This window comes from Pseudomonas sp. S2_E02, assembly GCF_054668355.1.
This window is the reverse complement of record NZ_CP162761.1, coordinates 5971144-5988410: the sequence shown is the minus strand read 5'-3', so window position 1 is coordinate 5988410 and position 17267 is coordinate 5971144. Positions and strand designations below refer to the sequence as shown.

Genomic DNA, 17267 nt, shown 5'->3' with positions numbered 1-17267 from the left:
ATCGGCAGGAGATGAAGCTGTTAGAAAGGCTCACTCATCAGCTTAGGAAAAATCCTATAGCGCGCACAGATACAGCTGAGTCTCAATATGTCAGGCAACTGCTAGGCTCAGCATGGCTTGAGCCAGACACCTTGTAACGACATATAACAAAAAAGAATATAACTTTTGTTTTAACAACTAACAGTACGGGTTAGGGTGTCCCACCTTTTGACTTTATCGATGGAGAGCGACCTTGCCTCTGCGTAGCACTTTCACGCGTTTCTTTCAGTTGGAAGCTGCCAGCGGTCTGTTATTGATCGCCGCGGCCATCCTGGCCCTGATTATCAACAACTCGCCGCTGTCGTGGCTGTACACCGGCCTGCTCGACACCCCGGTGGTGGCGCAGATCGGTGCGTTGAAAATCGCTAAACCCCTGCTGCTGTGGATCAATGACGGTCTGATGGCGATGTTCTTCCTGCTCATCGGCCTGGAAGTGAAGCGCGAAGTCCTCGATGGTCAGCTGTCGAAACCGTCGCAGATCGTCCTGCCCGGCGCCGCAGCGATCGGCGGCATGCTGGTGCCAGCGCTGATCTACTGGTTCCTCAATCGCGATAATCCGGCGGCCCTCGACGGCTGGGCGATCCCGACCGCGACCGACATCGCCTTCGCCCTCGGCGTGCTGGCCCTGCTCGGCAAGCGCGTACCGGTGTCGCTGAAACTGTTCCTGATGACCCTGGCGATCATCGATGACCTCGGCGCCATCGTGATCATCGCGATCTTCTACTCAGGCGAACTGTCGACCCTGTCGCTGGGTCTTGCAGCAGCGTGCATCGCGGCGCTGGTGGCGATGAACCGGCTCGGGGTGGTCAAGCTTGGGCCGTACATGATCATCGGCTTGATCCTCTGGGTCTGTGTACTCAAAAGCGGTGTGCACGCCACGCTGGCGGGTGTGACGTTGGCCTTCTGCATTCCATTGCGCACGAAAAACGCCGAGCCGTCGCCGTTGCTGACCCTCGAACATGCGCTGCACCCATGGGTGGCCTACGGCATCCTGCCGCTGTTCGCCTTCGCCAACGCCGGCCTTTCACTGAGCGGTGTAACCGTCGAAAGCTTCACCCATCACGTGCCCATGGGCATTGCGGTAGGCCTGCTGCTGGGCAAGACCGTCGGTGTATTCGGCCTGACATGGCTGGCCGTGAAGATTGGCATCGCCACCCTGCCCCAAGGCGCCAACTGGGGTCAGGTGCTGGGCGTGGCGATCCTGTGCGGCATTGGCTTCACCATGAGCCTGTTTGTCGGTTCACTGGCGTTTGAGCCGGGTGTGAGTGATTACGCCGGGATGGACCGGATGGGAATTTTGACCGGGTCGATTCTGGCGGCGTTGATTGGTTATGCGGTGACGGCGGCGGCGAGTCGCAAGAACTCCCAAGCGATATAACCTCTTTGGCGAGGGAGCAAGCTCCCTCGCCACAAGTTTCCTGCGTTCCTGTTACACAGCGAACAATCCCACGTCTTTAGAGACGCGTCCTACAGCCACCATTTTCCTGCTTCGTTAACGTTGCGCAGCCCTTTGCGAAGGGCTGTCGATGGATGAACGAAAGGACGATCAGTGGCTGGCAACAAGGACATCCCCCGGGTTCAAAACCCACCGCAAGGCGACGGGCATCACGTTACCTACCGCTACATGACGGCCACGGAATTGGCCGAGCGCGACGCCAGACAAAACGCTTACGACACCATGCTGGCACGGCAGGAGGCTTTCGAGCGCAGCCGTGAGGTGGCGGTCAAGAAAGCCGAGCCCGTGCGTGCCGGTTGCGTATTTGCCAAGTCCTGCAAATTGCCGGATGCGATTATCGATTACTCCAGTCCTTCGGGGATGGTGCCGACCGACAGCCTGAAGGATTACGGCGATCTGATTCTGCTGGGCGCGCGTGAAGCCGATGAAAGCGGCGCAGTGCCTCTCAAGAAAATCGGCGCAACGGCCATCCCGGCAGGCTTCGGCAGTTTTGCGTTGACGGGTTCGGCTTTCAAAGCACTGCCCACAGTTATATCCACCGCAGTGGTCACGCCATTGGTGACCCTGGTAGCGCTGCTCATGCCCTCGAACCTTGGTGACAGCGCACTCTATAACGACGAGCAACTGCGTGGACTTGAACAGGCGCGAACGCGTGTTCGGCTGAGGGTCGAACAGCAGGCCGACGGCAGCCTGAAGGGCTATGGCTTCTACACCGGCAAGAATCGCGATTGGGAAATGGTTGATGTCGTGCAGTTCAAGTTGCGCGACAGCCAGTTCATTGCTGACTTGGGAGAAGGCGTAGAACTGATCTGGACGCCGGCTGTGAATGGCTCGGACATCCTCGGCATTCCTGCGCTGGAGGCTGCACCGCAGGCACCGCACATCTGGGTTTATCCGCCGACGAAAGCGGCGGATGGGATGCTGGTGAATCCGGTTTATCCGCCGGAGTACCGGGATTTCATTCTGGTTTTTCCGGTGGGGTCGGGAGTAAAACCGATTTACATTGTTGTCAGCGCTGCGAAAGGTACCGCCGAAGAGGGTCATACCTATCACCCAGCTCCTGAAACGGTGGATATAACAGCCTTTCCTGATTTGAGAAGAGCAAAAAAGAAAACACCATACAACGGAGGGCTTCGGGATCGCTGGATCAACGCGAAAGGCCGGATAATCTACGAATGGGACTATCTGCACGGTGAACTTGAGGCATACCGCGCAAGCGATGGCAGCCATTTAGGCTCTTTCGACCATAGGACCGGCGAACAGATAGATCCGCCCAAAAAGAAACGAAATATCAAAAAATATTTATGAGGATTACATGGGACTGAAGGCCAGGCTTGAATGGTATGACAAGCAAACCGAACTGGGTGAAGGAGAGGAGCTGTCGAAAGATTTTGGTGAGGACTGCTCACTAATTGAAGCGTTAGGCCTGTCGCCTGCCAGAAACATAAATAATGGCGGATTTAATGTTAAATCCGATTGGTTAAAGATTCTTCAACCGTACTTCCAGCACTTCATTCAATATTCGTCTTACGACTATCAGATATCGTTCGTATACCGCAACAACTGGTAGGCACCCATTCAACACCCGAAAAAATATCAAAAAAAGATATCTGTGAGGAAGAGATGGGGCTAGAACTGAGACTGGAATGGTACGACACAGCAACCCTGCAATTGCAGGGCGAGGAGTCGTCAAAAGATCTGGGGGATGATGAATCAGTACTGAATGCCTTGGGCATTCCGGTGGAGGGCAACATCAATAATGGCAGCTTCAACGTCGTCGAGAAGTGGGGTGCGACCATTCAGCCGTACTTTCAACATCAAATCATTCTGAGTGCCAACGACTATCAAATTTCGTTTGACTACAGTTAATACCGACAAACAGGCTATTGAAACTTTATGCGCTACCTTTCGATAACCGGCTTTTACCCTGATGACGTTCAAGATGACTCTTTGCAATTCGAGCTGTATATCCAAGATAGCGAGATGAACGAAAAAGTTGCACAGTTCATTGAGTCTAAGCCCCTGAATGAATTGGAACCCGGAGAGCTGCTATTGACTACAGATCAAGTCACTGCGCTGAAAACTCTTCTCAAAGTTAGCCTCCCGAAGGGTTTGGAGTTTTTCATGGGCACCTGTGCTGATTACTGACTTACCGAATTGGAAGCAAAAAACAAAAAACCCCGACCAGTCACCTGATCGGGGTTTTCTTTACCCTGAATTCCGCTTAGTGCGAAACGCGGCTGGTCCCACCAACGGTGGAGATGCGCACGCGCTCGCCAACGCGGAACACTTCGTTCTCCTGCACCTGCTGCACATAGGCACGCATGCTGCCATCGTCTTCACGCACGGTGATTTCCACACCTTGGGTACGGGTCAGGCCTTCTTCAGTCGCCGAACCGATCAGACCGCCCGCCACCGCACCGATAACCGCAGCAACGATGCTGCCCTTGCCGCCGCCGATCGCGCTGCCGCCGACGCCGCCGACCACCGCGCCTGCAGCGCCGCCGATCGGGGTCTTGGTGCCTTCGATTTTCACCGGACGCAGGGATTCGATGGTACCCATGCGAATCGTCTGCACACGACGCGCTTCGTCACGGGAGTAGGAGTCACCGGTCAGGCTCGATTGGCAGCCGGTAAGCAACATCGCCATCGTGGAAAAGGAAGCAACCAGCAGAACAGACTTACGCATAGCATCAACTCCAAAGGAACATATATTCATTAAACTCCGTGGCTTGACGCCTGTCACGACGCCGCCCGGATAAATTGGCTTTCATTCAGGCGCGGTACAGACGCCTGCAAGGTTTCCCAACAGTAGCGCCAAATTACCGATTCCGCGCCACGGACACCAAGGATTTTCATGGATTACTTCATCATCGTCGTCACCACTGCCGCTGGTTTGTACTTCCATTGGTGGTTGTACGTGCGGATCAAGCGCTGGATGGATCGCGACCTGGCGCTGTCACTGGCGGGCAAGGATGAAGGAAAACGTGCCTTCATGCTCGAACAGTTAGCGAATGCTCAGATGCAGAAGATCAAGCGCCGGGATCTGCCGAAGTGGCTGGAGGCCGCTGCGGCAGGCTATCCCGCTCGGTAGACTGCTTAAGGTGCCAGACGTTCAAGAATCCAGTCGGCGCCCTGCACACGGTAGTTGAGGCGATCGTGCAGACGGCTCGGACGGCCTTGCCAGAATTCGATGCGCTCAGGCAACAAACGGTAACCACCCCAGTGTTCCGGACAGTCGGGTTGAGTGTCGGAGAAACGCTGCTCGGTGGCCTCGAGCAAATCTTCCAGTTCACCGCGCCCGTTGATCACCCGGCTCTGTGGTGATGCCCAGGCACCGAGACGGCTGCCCAGCGGACGCACCTGATAATACGCATCCGACTCCGCAGGCGTGACCTTCACCACCCGCCCTTCGATGCGCACCTGGCGTTCGAGGGTTGGCCAGAAGAAAGTCATGGCGGCGAACGGGTTGGCCGCCAGATGCTGACCCTTGGCGCTGTCGTAGTTGGTGAAGAAGGTGAAGCCCTGCTCGTCCAGGCCCTTGAGCAGCAGAATGCGGCAATGCGGTCGCCCATCCTTGTCGACCGTGGCCAGGGTCATGGCGTTGGCTTCCACTGGCGCCTGTTCGGTTTTCACCGCGTCGGCAAACCACTGGTGAAACAACGCAAATGGCTCAGCCGGGGCTTGCGCCTCTGTCAGCCCATCCCGGGTGTAATCACGACGCATATCTGCCAGAGCCTGGGTCATGGCGCATTCCTTTTCGTTAGCGGATCACTTCTTGGTGGTATCGGTCGCGGCGACTTTCTTGTCGGTCGCGGCGGCTTTGGCTGGAGCAGTCTTTTTCGCTGGGGCCTTGGCCGGGGCTTTTTTGGCCGGTGCCTTGGCAGCCGCTTTTTTTACCGGAGCCTTTTTGGTTGCCGGTACAGCGGCTTTTTTCGCGGCAGGAGCCGGAGTGACCGGTTTGGCGACTGGCTTGACGTCCTGTGCCGCGACCAGGGTCACTGGCTTCGGTGCCGGCATGTTGTACTTGCTCAGCAAGGCAACCATGGTGTTCTGCGGGGTCACCAGCAGTTCAACACGACGATTCAACGCACGACCTTCAACACTGTCGTTGGCCGCACGCGGTGCTTCGGAACCCATGCCACGCAGCATCAGGCGATCACGCTGCAGGCCGCTGAGACGGAAGATTGCGGCGATGGCCTGGGCACGCTCCTGGCTCAGTTTGATATTGGCAGGCGCGGCACCACTGGAATCGCTGTGGCCAAGGACCAGCACGGCAGTTTTCGGGTCGGCTTCAAGGATTTTCGCCACGCGGGTGAACGGGCCGAGGGTGACCGGCAGCAACATGGCTGGACGATCCGGGTTGAACGAGCCTTCCACCGGCGCGGTCACGACCAGCACGTTTTCACGGCGTTCGAGTTGCAGATTGCTGTCCTTGACCGCTTCACGCAGGCGCGGCTCGTAATCGTCGAGCCAGGCTTGGGTCACTTTCGGATCCGGCATCGGCACGGCTTTGGTGGTGGGTTGATCCTTGCCGCCGAACGGCCACCACCATTTGCCACCCGCGTCGGCTTCAGCTTTGGCCACGGTGACCGGTTTTTTCGCTTCCGGGGCGACTTCAGCCTTCATGTCGGCCTTGGCCGCTTCATCATCGGAACCGAACGGCCAGTACCATGGGCTGCTGCTTTCAGATTTGGCAACCGGTGCGGTAGCAGCCGGTTTCAAAGGCGCCGGCGCGGGTTCTTTGGCCGCCACCTTGTCGGAAGAACCGAACGGCCACCAACTGCCGCCGTCCGCATCGTTTTTCGGGGTCTGTGCACAACCGGTGATCGCTACACACAGGGCCAGGGCGAGGGTCTTTTTAGATGACATTGAAAATCCACAAAATGAAGTAATGAAAAATCAGAGCACTTTCGCCCGGATAAACAGTCGCTTTGAAACGAAAAAACGTTCGAGGTTCCGGCCCTGGAATCCCGAATGGAACTTTACAGACAAGTGGCAAGCACCCGCGCGAGCTTTTGCGCGCGCGGATCCATCAAGACGTACGGCCCAAGGGTATTTGTCACAAAACCAAACGCGACATCATGCTCGGGGTCAGCAAAACCGATGGAACCGCCCGCGCCCGGATGGCCGAACGCCCGTGGGCCAAGGCCGTAAGTGGCGTTGGGCACATCCGGTTGATCAAGCATGCAGCCCAGACCGAAACGGGTCTGGGTCAACAAAGTCTTGTCTTCGCCGAGGCTGTGTTCGCGGGTCAGCTCTTCGAGCATGTCGCTTTCGAGCAGGCTGCCGTCGAGCAACCCAGCGTAGAAACCGGCCAGACTGCGCGCATTCCCGTGGCCATTGGCCGCCGGTTGCTGCATGCGTCGCCACTCAGGTTTGTTGGTGCTGGTCAGCACCGACGGCGGATTGGTAAAAGCACGGGTGGTCATGGCAGTCGGTTCGCGCATGGTCACTTGCAGCAGACGTTGCGCGGCAGCATCACCAGCATTGCCCTTGCCGCGAGCGATATGCGCCACCCGGTGGAATTCTTCGTCAGCCAGACCGACGTGAAAATCCAGACCCAACGGTTTGGCGACACGAGCGACGATCGATTCACCCGGCCCACGACCGTCAGCACGGCGCAGCAATTCACCGATCAGCCAGCCATAAGTGATCGCGGCATAACCGTGACCGGTGCCCGGCGTCCACCATGGCGCTTCTGCCGCAAGGGCGTCGACCATGGTTTGCCAGTCGTAGAGCGCTTCCGGCGCCAGCAGCTCGCGCAGGGCCGGCAGACCGGCCTGGTGGCAGAGCAATTGGCGCAGGGTGATGGATTCTTTGCCGGCAGCGGCGAATTCCGGCCAGTAGCGGGCGACCGGAACATCCAATTGCAACTTGCCTTCGCCGACCAGTTGCAGCGCGGTGACGGCAGTGAAGGTTTTGGTGCAGGAGAACAGGTTGGCGATGGTGTCGCTGTGCCAGGCCTCAGTGCCATCCTTGTCGGCAGTGCCGGACCAGAGGTCGAGAACGGTTTCTCCACCGACCTTGATGCACAGGGCTGCGCCGCGTTCCTGGGGATCGTCGAACAGTGCGGCGAAAGCTTCGCGCACCGCTTCGAACTGAAGCTCGTAATGTCCCTGAATCTGCACCCGCAACTCCCCCGCGAAAACGCTCTACAAAGTGGCCCGCATTGTTCCAGCCCTCGAGGGATTTGGGAACAGCTGCGGGCCAGACGGTTAAAAGCCAAGTCAAAAGATCGCAGGCTGCGATCTTTTAGCGCATCACAGATTAATGACCATTCCCCGAGTGCCCACCCGCGTGCCCCGCTCCCGCACCTTTGCCAGCCTCACCTTTCCTGCCGCCTTCGGCTTCGTGCTCAGGGGCTTTCTCAGCCTCTTTGCCCAACTGATCAATCGCCTGCAAATTGCTCTTGCGCACTGACTCGACAAAACCCTGATACGGCAGATCAGTCACTCCCACCAGACCGAAGTGGCCGTTCTCACCATCAAGCAGACGGCCGGTTACCGGTTGGTCCAGATACTGGAACCAATGCACGCCAACAATCGACGGTTCACTCAGCGCTTGTTTGAGGAAGTTGGCGTAGGCCGGGCCGCGATCGTCTTCCTTGGCCAGTTGCGTGACGCCGCCCCAGAACGGGCCACGATCCGCTGAGCCAAAGTTGAATTCGGTGATCATTACCGGTTTGTCCAAAGCGTCCAGGGCGGCAAAGTCATAACCGTCCTGCGGTTTCAGCGTGTACATGTTGAAGCTCAGTACATCGCAATACTGCGCGCAGGACGCCACGGCTTCCGGCGTGCTGATGGCGAAGCGACCGCCAAGCAGCAACTGGTTCGGCGCATGCCATTTCAGCGAGTCGGAGATAGTTTTGAAGTAAGTGTCGGCGAAGACTTTCTGGAAATATTTGAAGTCCGCCTCGATTTCCGGATGCTCGGGATTCGGCAGCGGAGGCACGAAACCCGGGTCTTCCATCAATTCCCACGCCGGCAGATCGATGCCCCACGCCTTCGACAGCCCCGCCTGATTGCGGTACTTGTCGCGCAATTGCTTGAGGAACGCACGTTTGGCCGGTACGTCGGTGGTCATCTTCAGGGTGCCATAAGCCAGCGCATAGCGGGATTTCGGATCATCGCCGGGACCGGCCCACGCCAGTTCGTTGTCGGCGTAGTAGCCGATCAGCCACGGATCGTCGCGGTGATCGCGGGCGGCGATGGCGACGGCGCGCTCGGTGGCCATGGCGAAACGCGGATCAAACGGATCCGGCATACCACCCCACCAGTCGCTGCCGGTGCTGATGCTGGTGTAGTCACCGACGATCGACAGCGGCAAGGTGTAAGGCACACGCTCGGCATCACTTAGCGAATCGGCACTCCAGTTACCTACCGTGTTGAAGCCCCAGGCTTGCAGGCGATCGAGCGTGTGGCTGGCCCACTGTTGCTCATCGATGGTGGCCTTGCACGGCTCAGCAGCCTTTTCCGCTGTCGCTTGTACGGTTTCAGTTTTGGCTGCCTCAGCGACGCCGGACTTCGGCTCGGCAGCCACAGACACAGGTTCTGCGGCTTTCTCGGCGGCCGTTTCAGCGGCGGCAGACCTGGCCGCTTCGGCGACTCCGGACTTGCTCTCACTGTCGGCTTTGCACGGTTCACCGTACACGCGCTGCAGGTTGGCGCCATAGAAGTCGTACCAGCGCCCGTTGCCGTATCCCCGGCCCTGATCAACACCGTTGCCGCCACGGTTGTCACCCTCGCCAAAATGCTTGGCCAACGGTTCATCAGGTTTAGGCAGGGATTCAAACATGTACTCACGACCGGCCACGTAGGTCTGGTTGACCTGCGGGCTGACGGTGTTCACGCCCAGCGAGTAAAACGGATGACCTTCAGGCGTGACCAGATACCAGCGGCCATCACGCTTTTCAGTACGGAAGAAACCGCTGGCCTTGAACGCCGGGCCTTTGTTCCAGCCACCAAATTTGTCCAGCGAGGACTTCTCACGCTCGGCCAGCCAGATTTTCAGTTGTTGCTGTTCCTTGGCGGCGGCGGATTTCAGTTGTTCGTCGTTGCTGATCTTTTCCGGCCACTTGCTACGCGTCGATTGCCCGTAGGCGTCGACCAGATTGCCGTAAACGGCCTGGGTGACCGATTCGCCGTCCTGCACACCGAAACGCTCCAGCAGCAAACTCTGCGCGACTTTCGGCTGATCCATCGACAGGCTCACCGAGACCACTTGGCTGCGGTCGATCTCACCGCTGCTGCTGGCGAGCAGTATCCGTTGACCATCGACCGTCATCGGCATCGGCGGCCCGGCTTTCATGCCTTGACTCAGCGGTGTCGACGCGACCAGCGGCACCAACAGGGTTTGCGCAGGCCCGGCCGGCAGGTCGACGCGGCTGACCAGGGTGCGGCCGTCGTTGCTCTGGATCTGTACGTAGACCGTCACCGCCCAGTCCATTGCGCTCTGCAATCGCAGGGTCATCATGCCCGACTGCGACCAGTCCCAAGCGCCGGTCTGCGGCGTCAGACGCAAGGTCGGGCGCGCCACCGGGTTGAACGTCACCCGGCGCAGCACTTCGCCCTCAGGCGTTTGCTCGGCGTTGGCTTGCGGCAGATCAGCGTTTTCAGTGGCGATTTTCACCACGTCGGCAGGACGGACAAAGTTGAACAGGGTCTGCTGACCGGCGGGCGCTGCCAGCAACGGGGCAGCGAAGATCAAGGCAAATACGGCAGGCAACGAACGGCGGATCATAAGAACGGAGTTCTCCCTAACGACCAACAATGGCCAATGGAAAAGCGATGGCAGAGAGATAGACAACACGGCGGGCAAAACTGCCCACCGTTGTCTCAGGATATTTCACGACGGAAAGGAGGCAACGCATTGAGGATCGCCTTGCCATAGCGCTGGGTGACCAGGCGCCGATCGAGCAAGGTGATGGTGCCGCGGTCTTCTTCGGTGCGCAGCAGACGCCCGCAAGCCTGAACCAGCTTCAGCGAAGCGTCGGGCACGGAGATTTCCATGAACGGATTGCCGCCACGGGCCTCGATCCATTCCGACAACGCCGCTTCAACCGGATCGTCCGGGACCGAGAACGGGATCTTGGCGATTACCACGTGTTCACAGTACGCACCCGGCAAGTCGACACCTTCAGCGAAACTGGCCAGACCGAACAGCACGCTGGAATCACCGCCATCGACCCGCGCCTTGTGCTTGTTCAGGGTTTCCTGTTTCGACAGGTTGCCTTGAATGAACACTTGCTTGCGCCAGTCGCGGTCGAGACCGTCGAACACGTCCTGCATCTGTTTGCGCGAGGAGAACAACACCAAGGTGCCGCGCGAGCCTTCGACCAGATCGGGCAACTCACGGATGATCGCTGCCGTGTGTGCGGCGGCATCGCGTGGATCGGCCTTCAGGTCCGGCACCCGCAATACCCCGGCGTCGGCGTGATGGAACGGGCTCGGCACCACAGCAGTGACGGCCTTTTTCGGCAGACCGGCGCGCATGCGGAAGCGGTCGAAAGTGCCCAGCGCCGTGAGGGTCGCCGAGGTCACCAGGCAGCCGTAAGCCACGTTCCACAAGCTGCGGCGCAAGGTTTCCGCCGCCAGGATCGGGCTGGCATTGACCTCGATATCGAACAGCGAACCGCTTTCGGCCAGGGTCAGCCAACGCGCCATCGGCGGGCTGTCTTCCGGGTCTTCGGCGGTGAACGCAGTCCACAGCTCCCAGTTGCCGGAGGCTCGCGACAACAGGCTGCCGAACAGCGGATACCATTCCTCAGCCTGATTGCTGGCGATGCCGATGTTGACCTCGCCGTCCATGCCTTCCTTAAGCAGGTCGGTCAGACGGGTGAACAGATCGTTGAGACGGGCAAAGCCTTTTTTCAGCTCGATGCCCATTTCGCGCATGTGCTCGGGAATCACCCCGGCGACGAAGCGATGCCGTGGCCGTTCGCGACCCTCGACGTCTTCGCCGGGTTTGAAATCGGCGACCTGCTCACAGGCGCTGAACATGAACTGTTGCTGAGCCTTGATCTCACGCGCCAGTTCCGGCACTTGTTCGATCAATTTGCCAAGATCGCCCGGCAGCGGATGCTGGGCCAGCAGTTTGGTCAGGTTCTTCGCGGTGGTTTCCAGCCAGTCGGCGGTGGAACGCAGGCGCGTGTAATGGGCGAAGTGGCCGATGGCCTTGTCCGGCAGGTGATGGCCTTCGTCGAACACGTAAATGGTGTCGCGCGGATCCGGCAACACCGCGCCGCCGCCCAGTGCCAGGTCAGCCAGGACCATGTCGTGGTTGGTGACGATCACGTCGACCTTGCCCATGCCTTCGCGGGCCTTGTAGAAGGCGCACTGGCCGAAGTTCGGGCAATGGCGGTTGGTGCACTGGCTGTGATCGGTGGTCAGGCGCGCCCAGTCAGCGTCTTCCAGCGCATTCGGCCAGCTGTCGCGGTCGCCGTCCCATTTATTCCCGGCGAGCTTTTCGATCATGCTGGTGAACAGCTTCTGACTGGCCTCATCAACCTCGATCTTGAAGCCTTCTTCTTCGAACAGCTGCGCGGTGGCGGTTTGTGCGTGGCCTTCCTGCAAGAGCATGTCGAGCTTGGACAGGCACATGTAGCGGCCACGGCCCTTGGCCAGAGCGAAGCTGAAGTTCAGCCCGCTGTTGCGCATCAGGTCGGGCAAGTCCTTGTAGACGATCTGCTCTTGCAGGGCCACGGTCGCAGTGGCGATGACCAAGCGTTTGCCGGCCAGTTTGGCGGTGGGGATCGCGGCCAGGCTGTAGGCCACTGTCTTGCCGGTACCGGTGCCGGCTTCCACCGCGACAATCGCGGGGTCGCCACTGCGCCGGCCTTCGTCGTCGGTGTCGATATCCCCGAGGACTTTGGCGATTTCAGCGATCATCAGGCGCTGGCCGTAACGCGGTTTGAGGCTCTTGGCCTCTAGAAAACGCGAATAGGCGCCCTGGATCGTGGTTTTGAGTTCAGTACTGATCATGGATTGTCGGGCGCAAAAAACGCTGGATAAATTTTCAGTGGTTTCGGATGGCGGCTATCATACCCCGCTAATTAATCCCGCGCAGAACGGAGTGCCCCAATGACACCTTTTAGCCTCGTTTACCCCCTGCATGTGCTGTCCGCCCTGGTGTGGGTCGGCGGCATGTTTTTCGCCTGGATGGTCCTGCGCCCCGCGGCTGTGAAGGCCCTCGACGGCCCAGCCCGCCTGACCTTGTGGGTGGAAGTGTTTCAAGGTTTTTTTCGGTGGGTCTGGGTCGCGGTGATTCTTTTGCCCATCAGCGGCGTGGGCATGTTGCATTTGCAGCAGGTCGGGTTTGAGACCGCGCCGAAGTATGTGCAGGTGATGATGGGCTTGTATGTGGTGATGACGGCGCTGTTTATCCGCATTCAGGGGTTGATGTTGCCTGAACTGCGTACGGTGGTGGAGGCGAAGGACTGGCCGGCGGGTGCGGCGGTGCTGGGGCGAATTCGCCGGGTGGTGGGGCTTAATCTGATTGTCGGGCTGGTGCTGGTGGCGATTGCCGCGGCTCGGCCGATATTCTGAAATTGGGGACTGAGATCAAAAGCCCCTCACCCTAACCCTCCCGAAACGTCGGACCGCCCGTAGGGAGAGGGGACTGAATGGGGGATATTGAAGAGTTACGCCGACCTGAAGGATTAGCTTTGAATCCATAATCGACACGGTTTTTCAGGTCGATGGATAGCCTGAGTCACCTCGGTCGGCCCCCTCTCCCTACGGGCGGTCCGACGTTTCGGGAGGGCTGGGGTGAGGGTCTGCCTTTACAGGCGCTGCACGGTCACAGCACCCGCCGCCCCCACCGGCCCAGGCTGGCCATCCGCCCCGGCCTTGCCGTTCTTGCCACCATCGGCGCGATACACAAGGCAGCCCTTGGACTTGCCGCCCTTGCCTGCCTTGCCGCCAACACCGGCTGGTCCGCCCGCACCGCCCGCGACATTGACCTTGATCAGCTCAGCCGGAAACTCGCGCGGCACTTCCAGCCGCACCAGCGCACCCGGAGCGCCCGGTTGGCCATCACTGCCGTTGCTGCCATCAAAACCATGCCCGGCCGAACCATAAGTGCAGCCCGGGTCTTCGCCGTTACCGCCGTCAAGGCCGACAAAGCCCGGCGCACCGGTGCCGCCACGGGCATCGACCAACAGCTGCGGCGCGCTCAACGCCTTGAATTGCAGATTCAGATTACGTCCGGCACGGGCAGCTTTTTCATACGTCCCCGGCGCCCCGCGCGCGGTGATCTGGCTGCCATCGCTCAGCTCTGCGCGAACGACCTTCATGTCCAAAGCGTTCTCGCCCGGAACGATCGCGATGCGTGCTTCATGGCCAAGACGTAGTTCACCGACACTCAACTCGGTCACGTTCGCCGGAATCAACAGCGTGCCGTAATCGGCCACTTCGAGTTTTTCCAGCTGCAAGGTGCTGGCGGTATTGGGCAAACGCATCAGCGAATTGGTTTCAACGCTGACCACCTGGGCACAGGCCAATGGGCTGATGAATGCAGCGAGCAAGCAGAGTTTACGCATGGGAAGAAGCCTCCGGAGCGGCCGGGGCCGGGATGGTTTGCAGGTGGAATACGCCGAACAGCAGGATGCGGCCACGGTCACGCCAAGGGTGCGGGCGACCTTGGAGGCTGCGATTGCACAGCAGCACTTCGAATAGATGAATCAGCAACAACAGACCGCCGGCCAGATTGACCAGCAGATGCAACGGATGTACGAACGGCACCAACTGATTGGCCAGTACCACGCAGCAGAACAGCAGGGTCAACAATCGCCCCAGCCCCCAGAACACTTTCATACGCTCCCCCGTGTTGCGAATTATTCTTTGGGCGCACAGTAACGGCTTCTGCGGGGGATAAGCCAGAGGGGAAAATGAAAAAACTTCGATCGTCTGCCAAATGGCTGCCGAAACGACGCTGATCGTCGCCCGGCAGCTCTAGGCTGCGCCCTACAGACGCGTCCTAACGATTGATGTGCAACTCCACACGCCGGTTCTGCGCACGACCTTCATCGGTGGCGTTATCGGCAACCGGTTCGCTTTCACCGCGACCTTCACTGGTGAGTTTGTTGGGCGCCAGCCCTTGGCTCAGCAGATACGTGGCGACACTGCTTGCACGCCTTTCCGACAAGGCCTGGTTGTACGCATCCGAACCTTTGCTGTCGGTGTGACCAATGACCTTGATGCTCACCACGTCGGCATTGCGCAGTTTGTCCATCAGCGTATCGAGCTGGGATTTCGCCGCCGGGGTCAGGTCGGATTTGTCGAAATCGAACAGCACGTTGCCGGCATCGCTGAGGGTGATGACTTCAGTTTGCGGTGCAGGCTCCGGCACTTTTTCCGTGACCGGGTATTGCGGCAACGGGCAACCACGGTGATCGACCGGGGTATTTTCCGGGGTGTCCGGGCAACGGTCGCGGCGGTCGAATACACCGTCGCCGTCTTCATCGCCGTCCTGGGCGTAACAGATCAGTCCGCCGGTAAGAATCCCCAGCGCTGCGCCGCCGCCGGCCCAGCCGCCACTTTCAATGGCGCCAAGACCGCCACCGACCAGCCCGCCGATAAGGCTGCAGATCGGCCACGTACGTTGATTGAGGGGTGCAGTGCCATCGCTGTGGGTGGCGCAACCGGTGAGCAAGCTGCCTAGCAGCAGCACCGGCAAGACGGACCTTGAGAAAACAGTCATTGTGAAAGCTCCTGTGTCACCGGCCCATACCGGTTACACAGGAGTAAAGACCCGCATCCGCGACTGCACAAGCCGCGGATGCGAGAGGGGCTTAACGCTGGATTTTGATTTCGGTACGACGGTTTTGTGCGCGACCGTCAGCGGTTTTGTTATCGGCCACTGGCTGGCTTTCACCCATGCCGGACACCGAAACGAAGCTGGCGCGTGGCACACCCTGCTGGATCAGGTACTCCACCACCGAGTGCGCACGACGATCCGACAGTTTCTTGTTGTAGGCATCGCTGCCCACGCTGTCGGTGTGACCGGTCACAGTCAGTTGCGCCGTCGAGGATTCCTGTTTCAGGCGGGTGGCGACCTTGTCGAGCACTTGCTTGTCAGGGCCGGTCAGCGTGGCTTTGTCGAACTGGAAGTGCACATCACGGATAACAATGGTTTCTTCCTTGACCACTACAGCTTCTTCGACCACGGGTGCAGGCGCTGGTGGAGGGCAACCGTCAGCGTCGACCTGTACGCCTTTAGGCGTGCCCGGGCACTTGTCGCGACTGTCCGGCACGCCATCGCCGTCTTCGTCGCCATCGCCGTGAACCCAGCAATAGGCCGCTGCCGTGCCACCGACCAGCAACGCACCGTAGCCGGCCCATGCCGAACTTTCGGTTGCGCCGAGACCGGCACCGACGACACCACCGACCGCCGCACAGGTCGGCCAGTCGGTTTTCTGCAAACCTGCGCAACCAGTCAACACACTGGTTAGCAGAATCAAAGGTAATGCTGTCCGAACTATGCTCATCTGGTTTTCTCCTGAGGGATCGGCTTAGAACCGATTCAGGGAGTAAAGACCGGAGTTTTAATCTCCGCCAGCAATAGGCCACCGCTGTTTGCGAGCCTGTTCACAGGACTTCGGCACATTTACCCGAAACGGGCGGAACAGGGCGCTTTGCCGCCACCGTCAGGCAGGCTAGTCTTGGCGGTCTGATTGAGGAGCTTCGATGAACGTCGCCATTTCTTCCCGCACGCCGCAACAGGCATTGGCCGCTTTGCTGGATCGCTACGCCCCGGCGCGGCTGTTGCTGATCGGCGCCAGCGAATTTCCAGCCCTGAGCGCCTTTAAAGAGGCACATCCAGACACCGTCGTCGCCCATGCGGCGCCGGGCGCATTGCCCGCCGAACTGGCAGCACAGCGTTTCGATCTGGCGCTGGTGGTCGATTGCCTGGAACATTTGCCCAAACGCGATGGCCTGAACTTGTTGGGCGGGATTCGCAATCTCAACGCCAGCCGCATCGCCGTGCTGGCGGATCTGGCGGCCAGCGGCTGGCAGGAAACCGACTTCTATTCACTGGCGCTGCAAGCCAGTGAATGTTTTCAACGCGACGATCAAGTGCTGACCCTGTTCACCTATGATCTGCTTGAATACAAACAAGTCCCCGACTGGCTCAACTCACGGTTCTGGGCCAATCCGGAAAACTTCGGGAAATACTGGTGGTAATGCAATGAGTACAGCCATTTGCCCGTGCGGCAGCGGCAATCTGCTGGAGGCCTGCTGCGGCCATTATCACGACGGCCATCCGGCACCGTGCGCCGAAGCGCTGATGCGTTCGCGCTACAGCGCCTATGTGCTGGGGCTGATCGACTATCTGGTGGCGACCACCCTGCCCGCCCAGCAAGCGGGCCTCAATCGCCAATCGATCACCGACTGGAGTGCGCAGAGCACCTGGCTCGGCCTTGAAGTCGAGAGCTCGGAAGTCTTCGGCGGCCAGCCGGAACACGCTTTCGTCACCTTCACCGCGCGCTGGCATGACGGTCAGGGCGAGCATAGCCATCGCGAGCGTTCGTCGTTCGTGCAGAACGCCGGGCACTGGTACTTCATTGATCCGACGGTGCAATTGAAGCTGGGGCGCAATGACAGTTGCCCGTGCGCCAGTGGGCAGAAGTTCAAGAAGTGCTGTGCGGGATATTTCGGCGCTTAAGATCAAAAGATCGCAGCCTGCGGCAGCTCCTGCACAGGATTTGTGCTTCGCCTGTAGGCGCTGCCGCAGGCTGCGATCTTTTAGCGGCTAGACTGCCAGCAAAGGG

The 17267-nt window shown here is 59.4% G+C and carries 19 protein-coding genes; 9 read left to right on the top strand and 10 right to left on the bottom strand.

The window, feature by feature from the left end:
- The first annotated feature begins 232 nt into the window (after nt 1–232).
- The 5 genes from nhaA (at nt 233) to AB4O01_RS26825 (ending at nt 3643) form a co-directional block, all read left to right on the top strand.
- Entirely contained in the window at nt 233–1417 is a 1185-nt protein-coding gene (nhaA, locus tag AB4O01_RS26845) for a Na+/H+ antiporter NhaA (RefSeq protein ID WP_116254522.1), read from the top strand.
- 171 nt (nt 1418–1588) lie between these two features.
- Nucleotides 1589–2803, top strand: a complete 1215-nt coding sequence (locus AB4O01_RS26840; RefSeq protein ID WP_460090053.1) for an S-type pyocin domain-containing protein — start codon at nt 1589–1591, stop codon at nt 2801–2803.
- Between the two features lie 7 nt (nt 2804–2810).
- Nucleotides 2811–3065: a colicin E3-like toxin immunity protein gene (locus tag AB4O01_RS26835; RefSeq protein ID WP_460090052.1), complete on the top strand. Its 255-nt coding sequence runs from the start codon at nt 2811–2813 to the stop codon at nt 3063–3065.
- Nucleotides 3066–3118: 53 nt separating this feature from the next.
- Nucleotides 3119–3364 (top strand): colicin E3-like toxin immunity protein, encoded by a 246-nt coding sequence (locus tag AB4O01_RS26830; RefSeq protein WP_460090051.1) that lies wholly within the window; start codon nt 3119–3121, stop codon nt 3362–3364.
- A gap of 27 nt (nt 3365–3391) precedes the next feature.
- Nucleotides 3392–3643, top strand: a complete 252-nt coding sequence (locus AB4O01_RS26825; protein ID WP_460090050.1) for a pyocin S6 family toxin immunity protein — start codon at nt 3392–3394, stop codon at nt 3641–3643.
- Nucleotides 3644–3719: 76 nt separating this feature from the next.
- Here the strand turns inward: AB4O01_RS26825 and AB4O01_RS26820 are convergent, their stop codons facing one another.
- The gene (locus AB4O01_RS26820; RefSeq protein WP_007969461.1) at nt 3720–4184 is read right to left on the bottom strand and encodes an outer membrane lipoprotein; all 465 of its coding nucleotides are present in this window, start codon (nt 4182–4184) and stop codon (nt 3720–3722) included.
- A 168-nt stretch (nt 4185–4352) separates the two neighbouring features.
- Here AB4O01_RS26820 and AB4O01_RS26815 point away from each other — a divergent pair, with 168 nt between their 5' ends.
- Nucleotides 4353–4589 carry a hypothetical protein gene (locus tag AB4O01_RS26815; protein WP_093438753.1) on the top strand — a complete coding sequence of 79 codons (237 nt, stop codon included), beginning with the start codon at nt 4353–4355 and terminating at the stop codon, nt 4587–4589.
- Between the two features lie 5 nt (nt 4590–4594).
- Here AB4O01_RS26815 and pdxH read toward each other — a convergent pair whose 3' ends face one another.
- The 5 genes from pdxH to dinG form a co-directional block, all read right to left on the bottom strand.
- Nucleotides 4595–5242, bottom strand: coding sequence for a pyridoxamine 5'-phosphate oxidase (gene pdxH, locus AB4O01_RS26810; protein ID WP_099758182.1), 648 nt, complete (start codon nt 5240–5242; stop codon nt 4595–4597).
- Nucleotides 5243–5266: 24 nt separating this feature from the next.
- Nucleotides 5267–6367, bottom strand: coding sequence for an OmpA family protein (locus tag AB4O01_RS26805; RefSeq protein WP_099758181.1), 1101 nt, complete (start codon nt 6365–6367; stop codon nt 5267–5269).
- Between the two features lie 113 nt (nt 6368–6480).
- The gene (locus tag AB4O01_RS26800; protein WP_093438768.1) at nt 6481–7626 is read right to left on the bottom strand and encodes a serine hydrolase domain-containing protein; all 1146 of its coding nucleotides are present in this window, start codon (nt 7624–7626) and stop codon (nt 6481–6483) included.
- Between the two features lie 139 nt (nt 7627–7765).
- Entirely contained in the window at nt 7766–10237 is a 2472-nt protein-coding gene (locus AB4O01_RS26795) for a beta-galactosidase (protein WP_460090049.1), read from the bottom strand.
- 95 nt (nt 10238–10332) lie between these two features.
- Nucleotides 10333–12477: an ATP-dependent DNA helicase DinG gene (gene dinG, locus AB4O01_RS26790; protein WP_007918588.1), complete on the bottom strand. Its 2145-nt coding sequence runs from the start codon at nt 12475–12477 to the stop codon at nt 10333–10335.
- Nucleotides 12478–12576: 99 nt separating this feature from the next.
- Here dinG and AB4O01_RS26785 point away from each other — a divergent pair, with 99 nt between their 5' ends.
- Nucleotides 12577–13041 (top strand): CopD family protein, encoded by a 465-nt coding sequence (locus AB4O01_RS26785; RefSeq protein ID WP_093438783.1) that lies wholly within the window; start codon nt 12577–12579, stop codon nt 13039–13041.
- 236 nt (nt 13042–13277) lie between these two features.
- On the opposite strand, the gene AB4O01_RS26780 is transcribed toward AB4O01_RS26785, so the two are convergent.
- From AB4O01_RS26780 to AB4O01_RS26765, 4 genes are all read right to left on the bottom strand, one after another.
- Nucleotides 13278–14036, bottom strand: a complete 759-nt coding sequence (locus AB4O01_RS26780) for a hypothetical protein (RefSeq protein WP_099758178.1) — start codon at nt 14034–14036, stop codon at nt 13278–13280.
- Entirely contained in the window at nt 14029–14310 is a 282-nt protein-coding gene (locus tag AB4O01_RS26775; protein ID WP_093438792.1) for a DUF1145 domain-containing protein, read from the bottom strand. Before AB4O01_RS26775 ends, AB4O01_RS26780 begins: the two co-directional genes overlap by 8 nt.
- A 163-nt stretch (nt 14311–14473) precedes the next feature.
- Complete coding sequence (locus tag AB4O01_RS26770; protein ID WP_099758177.1) at nt 14474–15196, bottom strand: OmpA family protein; 723 nt, start codon at nt 15194–15196, stop codon at nt 14474–14476.
- Nucleotides 15197–15287: 91 nt separating this feature from the next.
- A complete protein-coding gene (locus AB4O01_RS26765; protein ID WP_093438801.1) occupies nt 15288–15983 on the bottom strand; it encodes an OmpA family protein in 696 nt (231 codons plus the stop codon).
- Between the two features lie 199 nt (nt 15984–16182).
- Here AB4O01_RS26765 and AB4O01_RS26760 point away from each other — a divergent pair, with 199 nt between their 5' ends.
- Both AB4O01_RS26760 and AB4O01_RS26755 read left to right on the top strand, forming a co-directional pair.
- Nucleotides 16183–16680, top strand: coding sequence for a DUF6231 family protein (locus AB4O01_RS26760; protein ID WP_099758176.1), 498 nt, complete (start codon nt 16183–16185; stop codon nt 16678–16680).
- Between the two features lie 4 nt (nt 16681–16684).
- Nucleotides 16685–17161 carry a YchJ family protein gene (locus tag AB4O01_RS26755; RefSeq protein WP_095049121.1) on the top strand — a complete coding sequence of 159 codons (477 nt, stop codon included), beginning with the start codon at nt 16685–16687 and terminating at the stop codon, nt 17159–17161.
- The last annotated feature ends 106 nt before the right edge of the window (nt 17162–17267 follow it).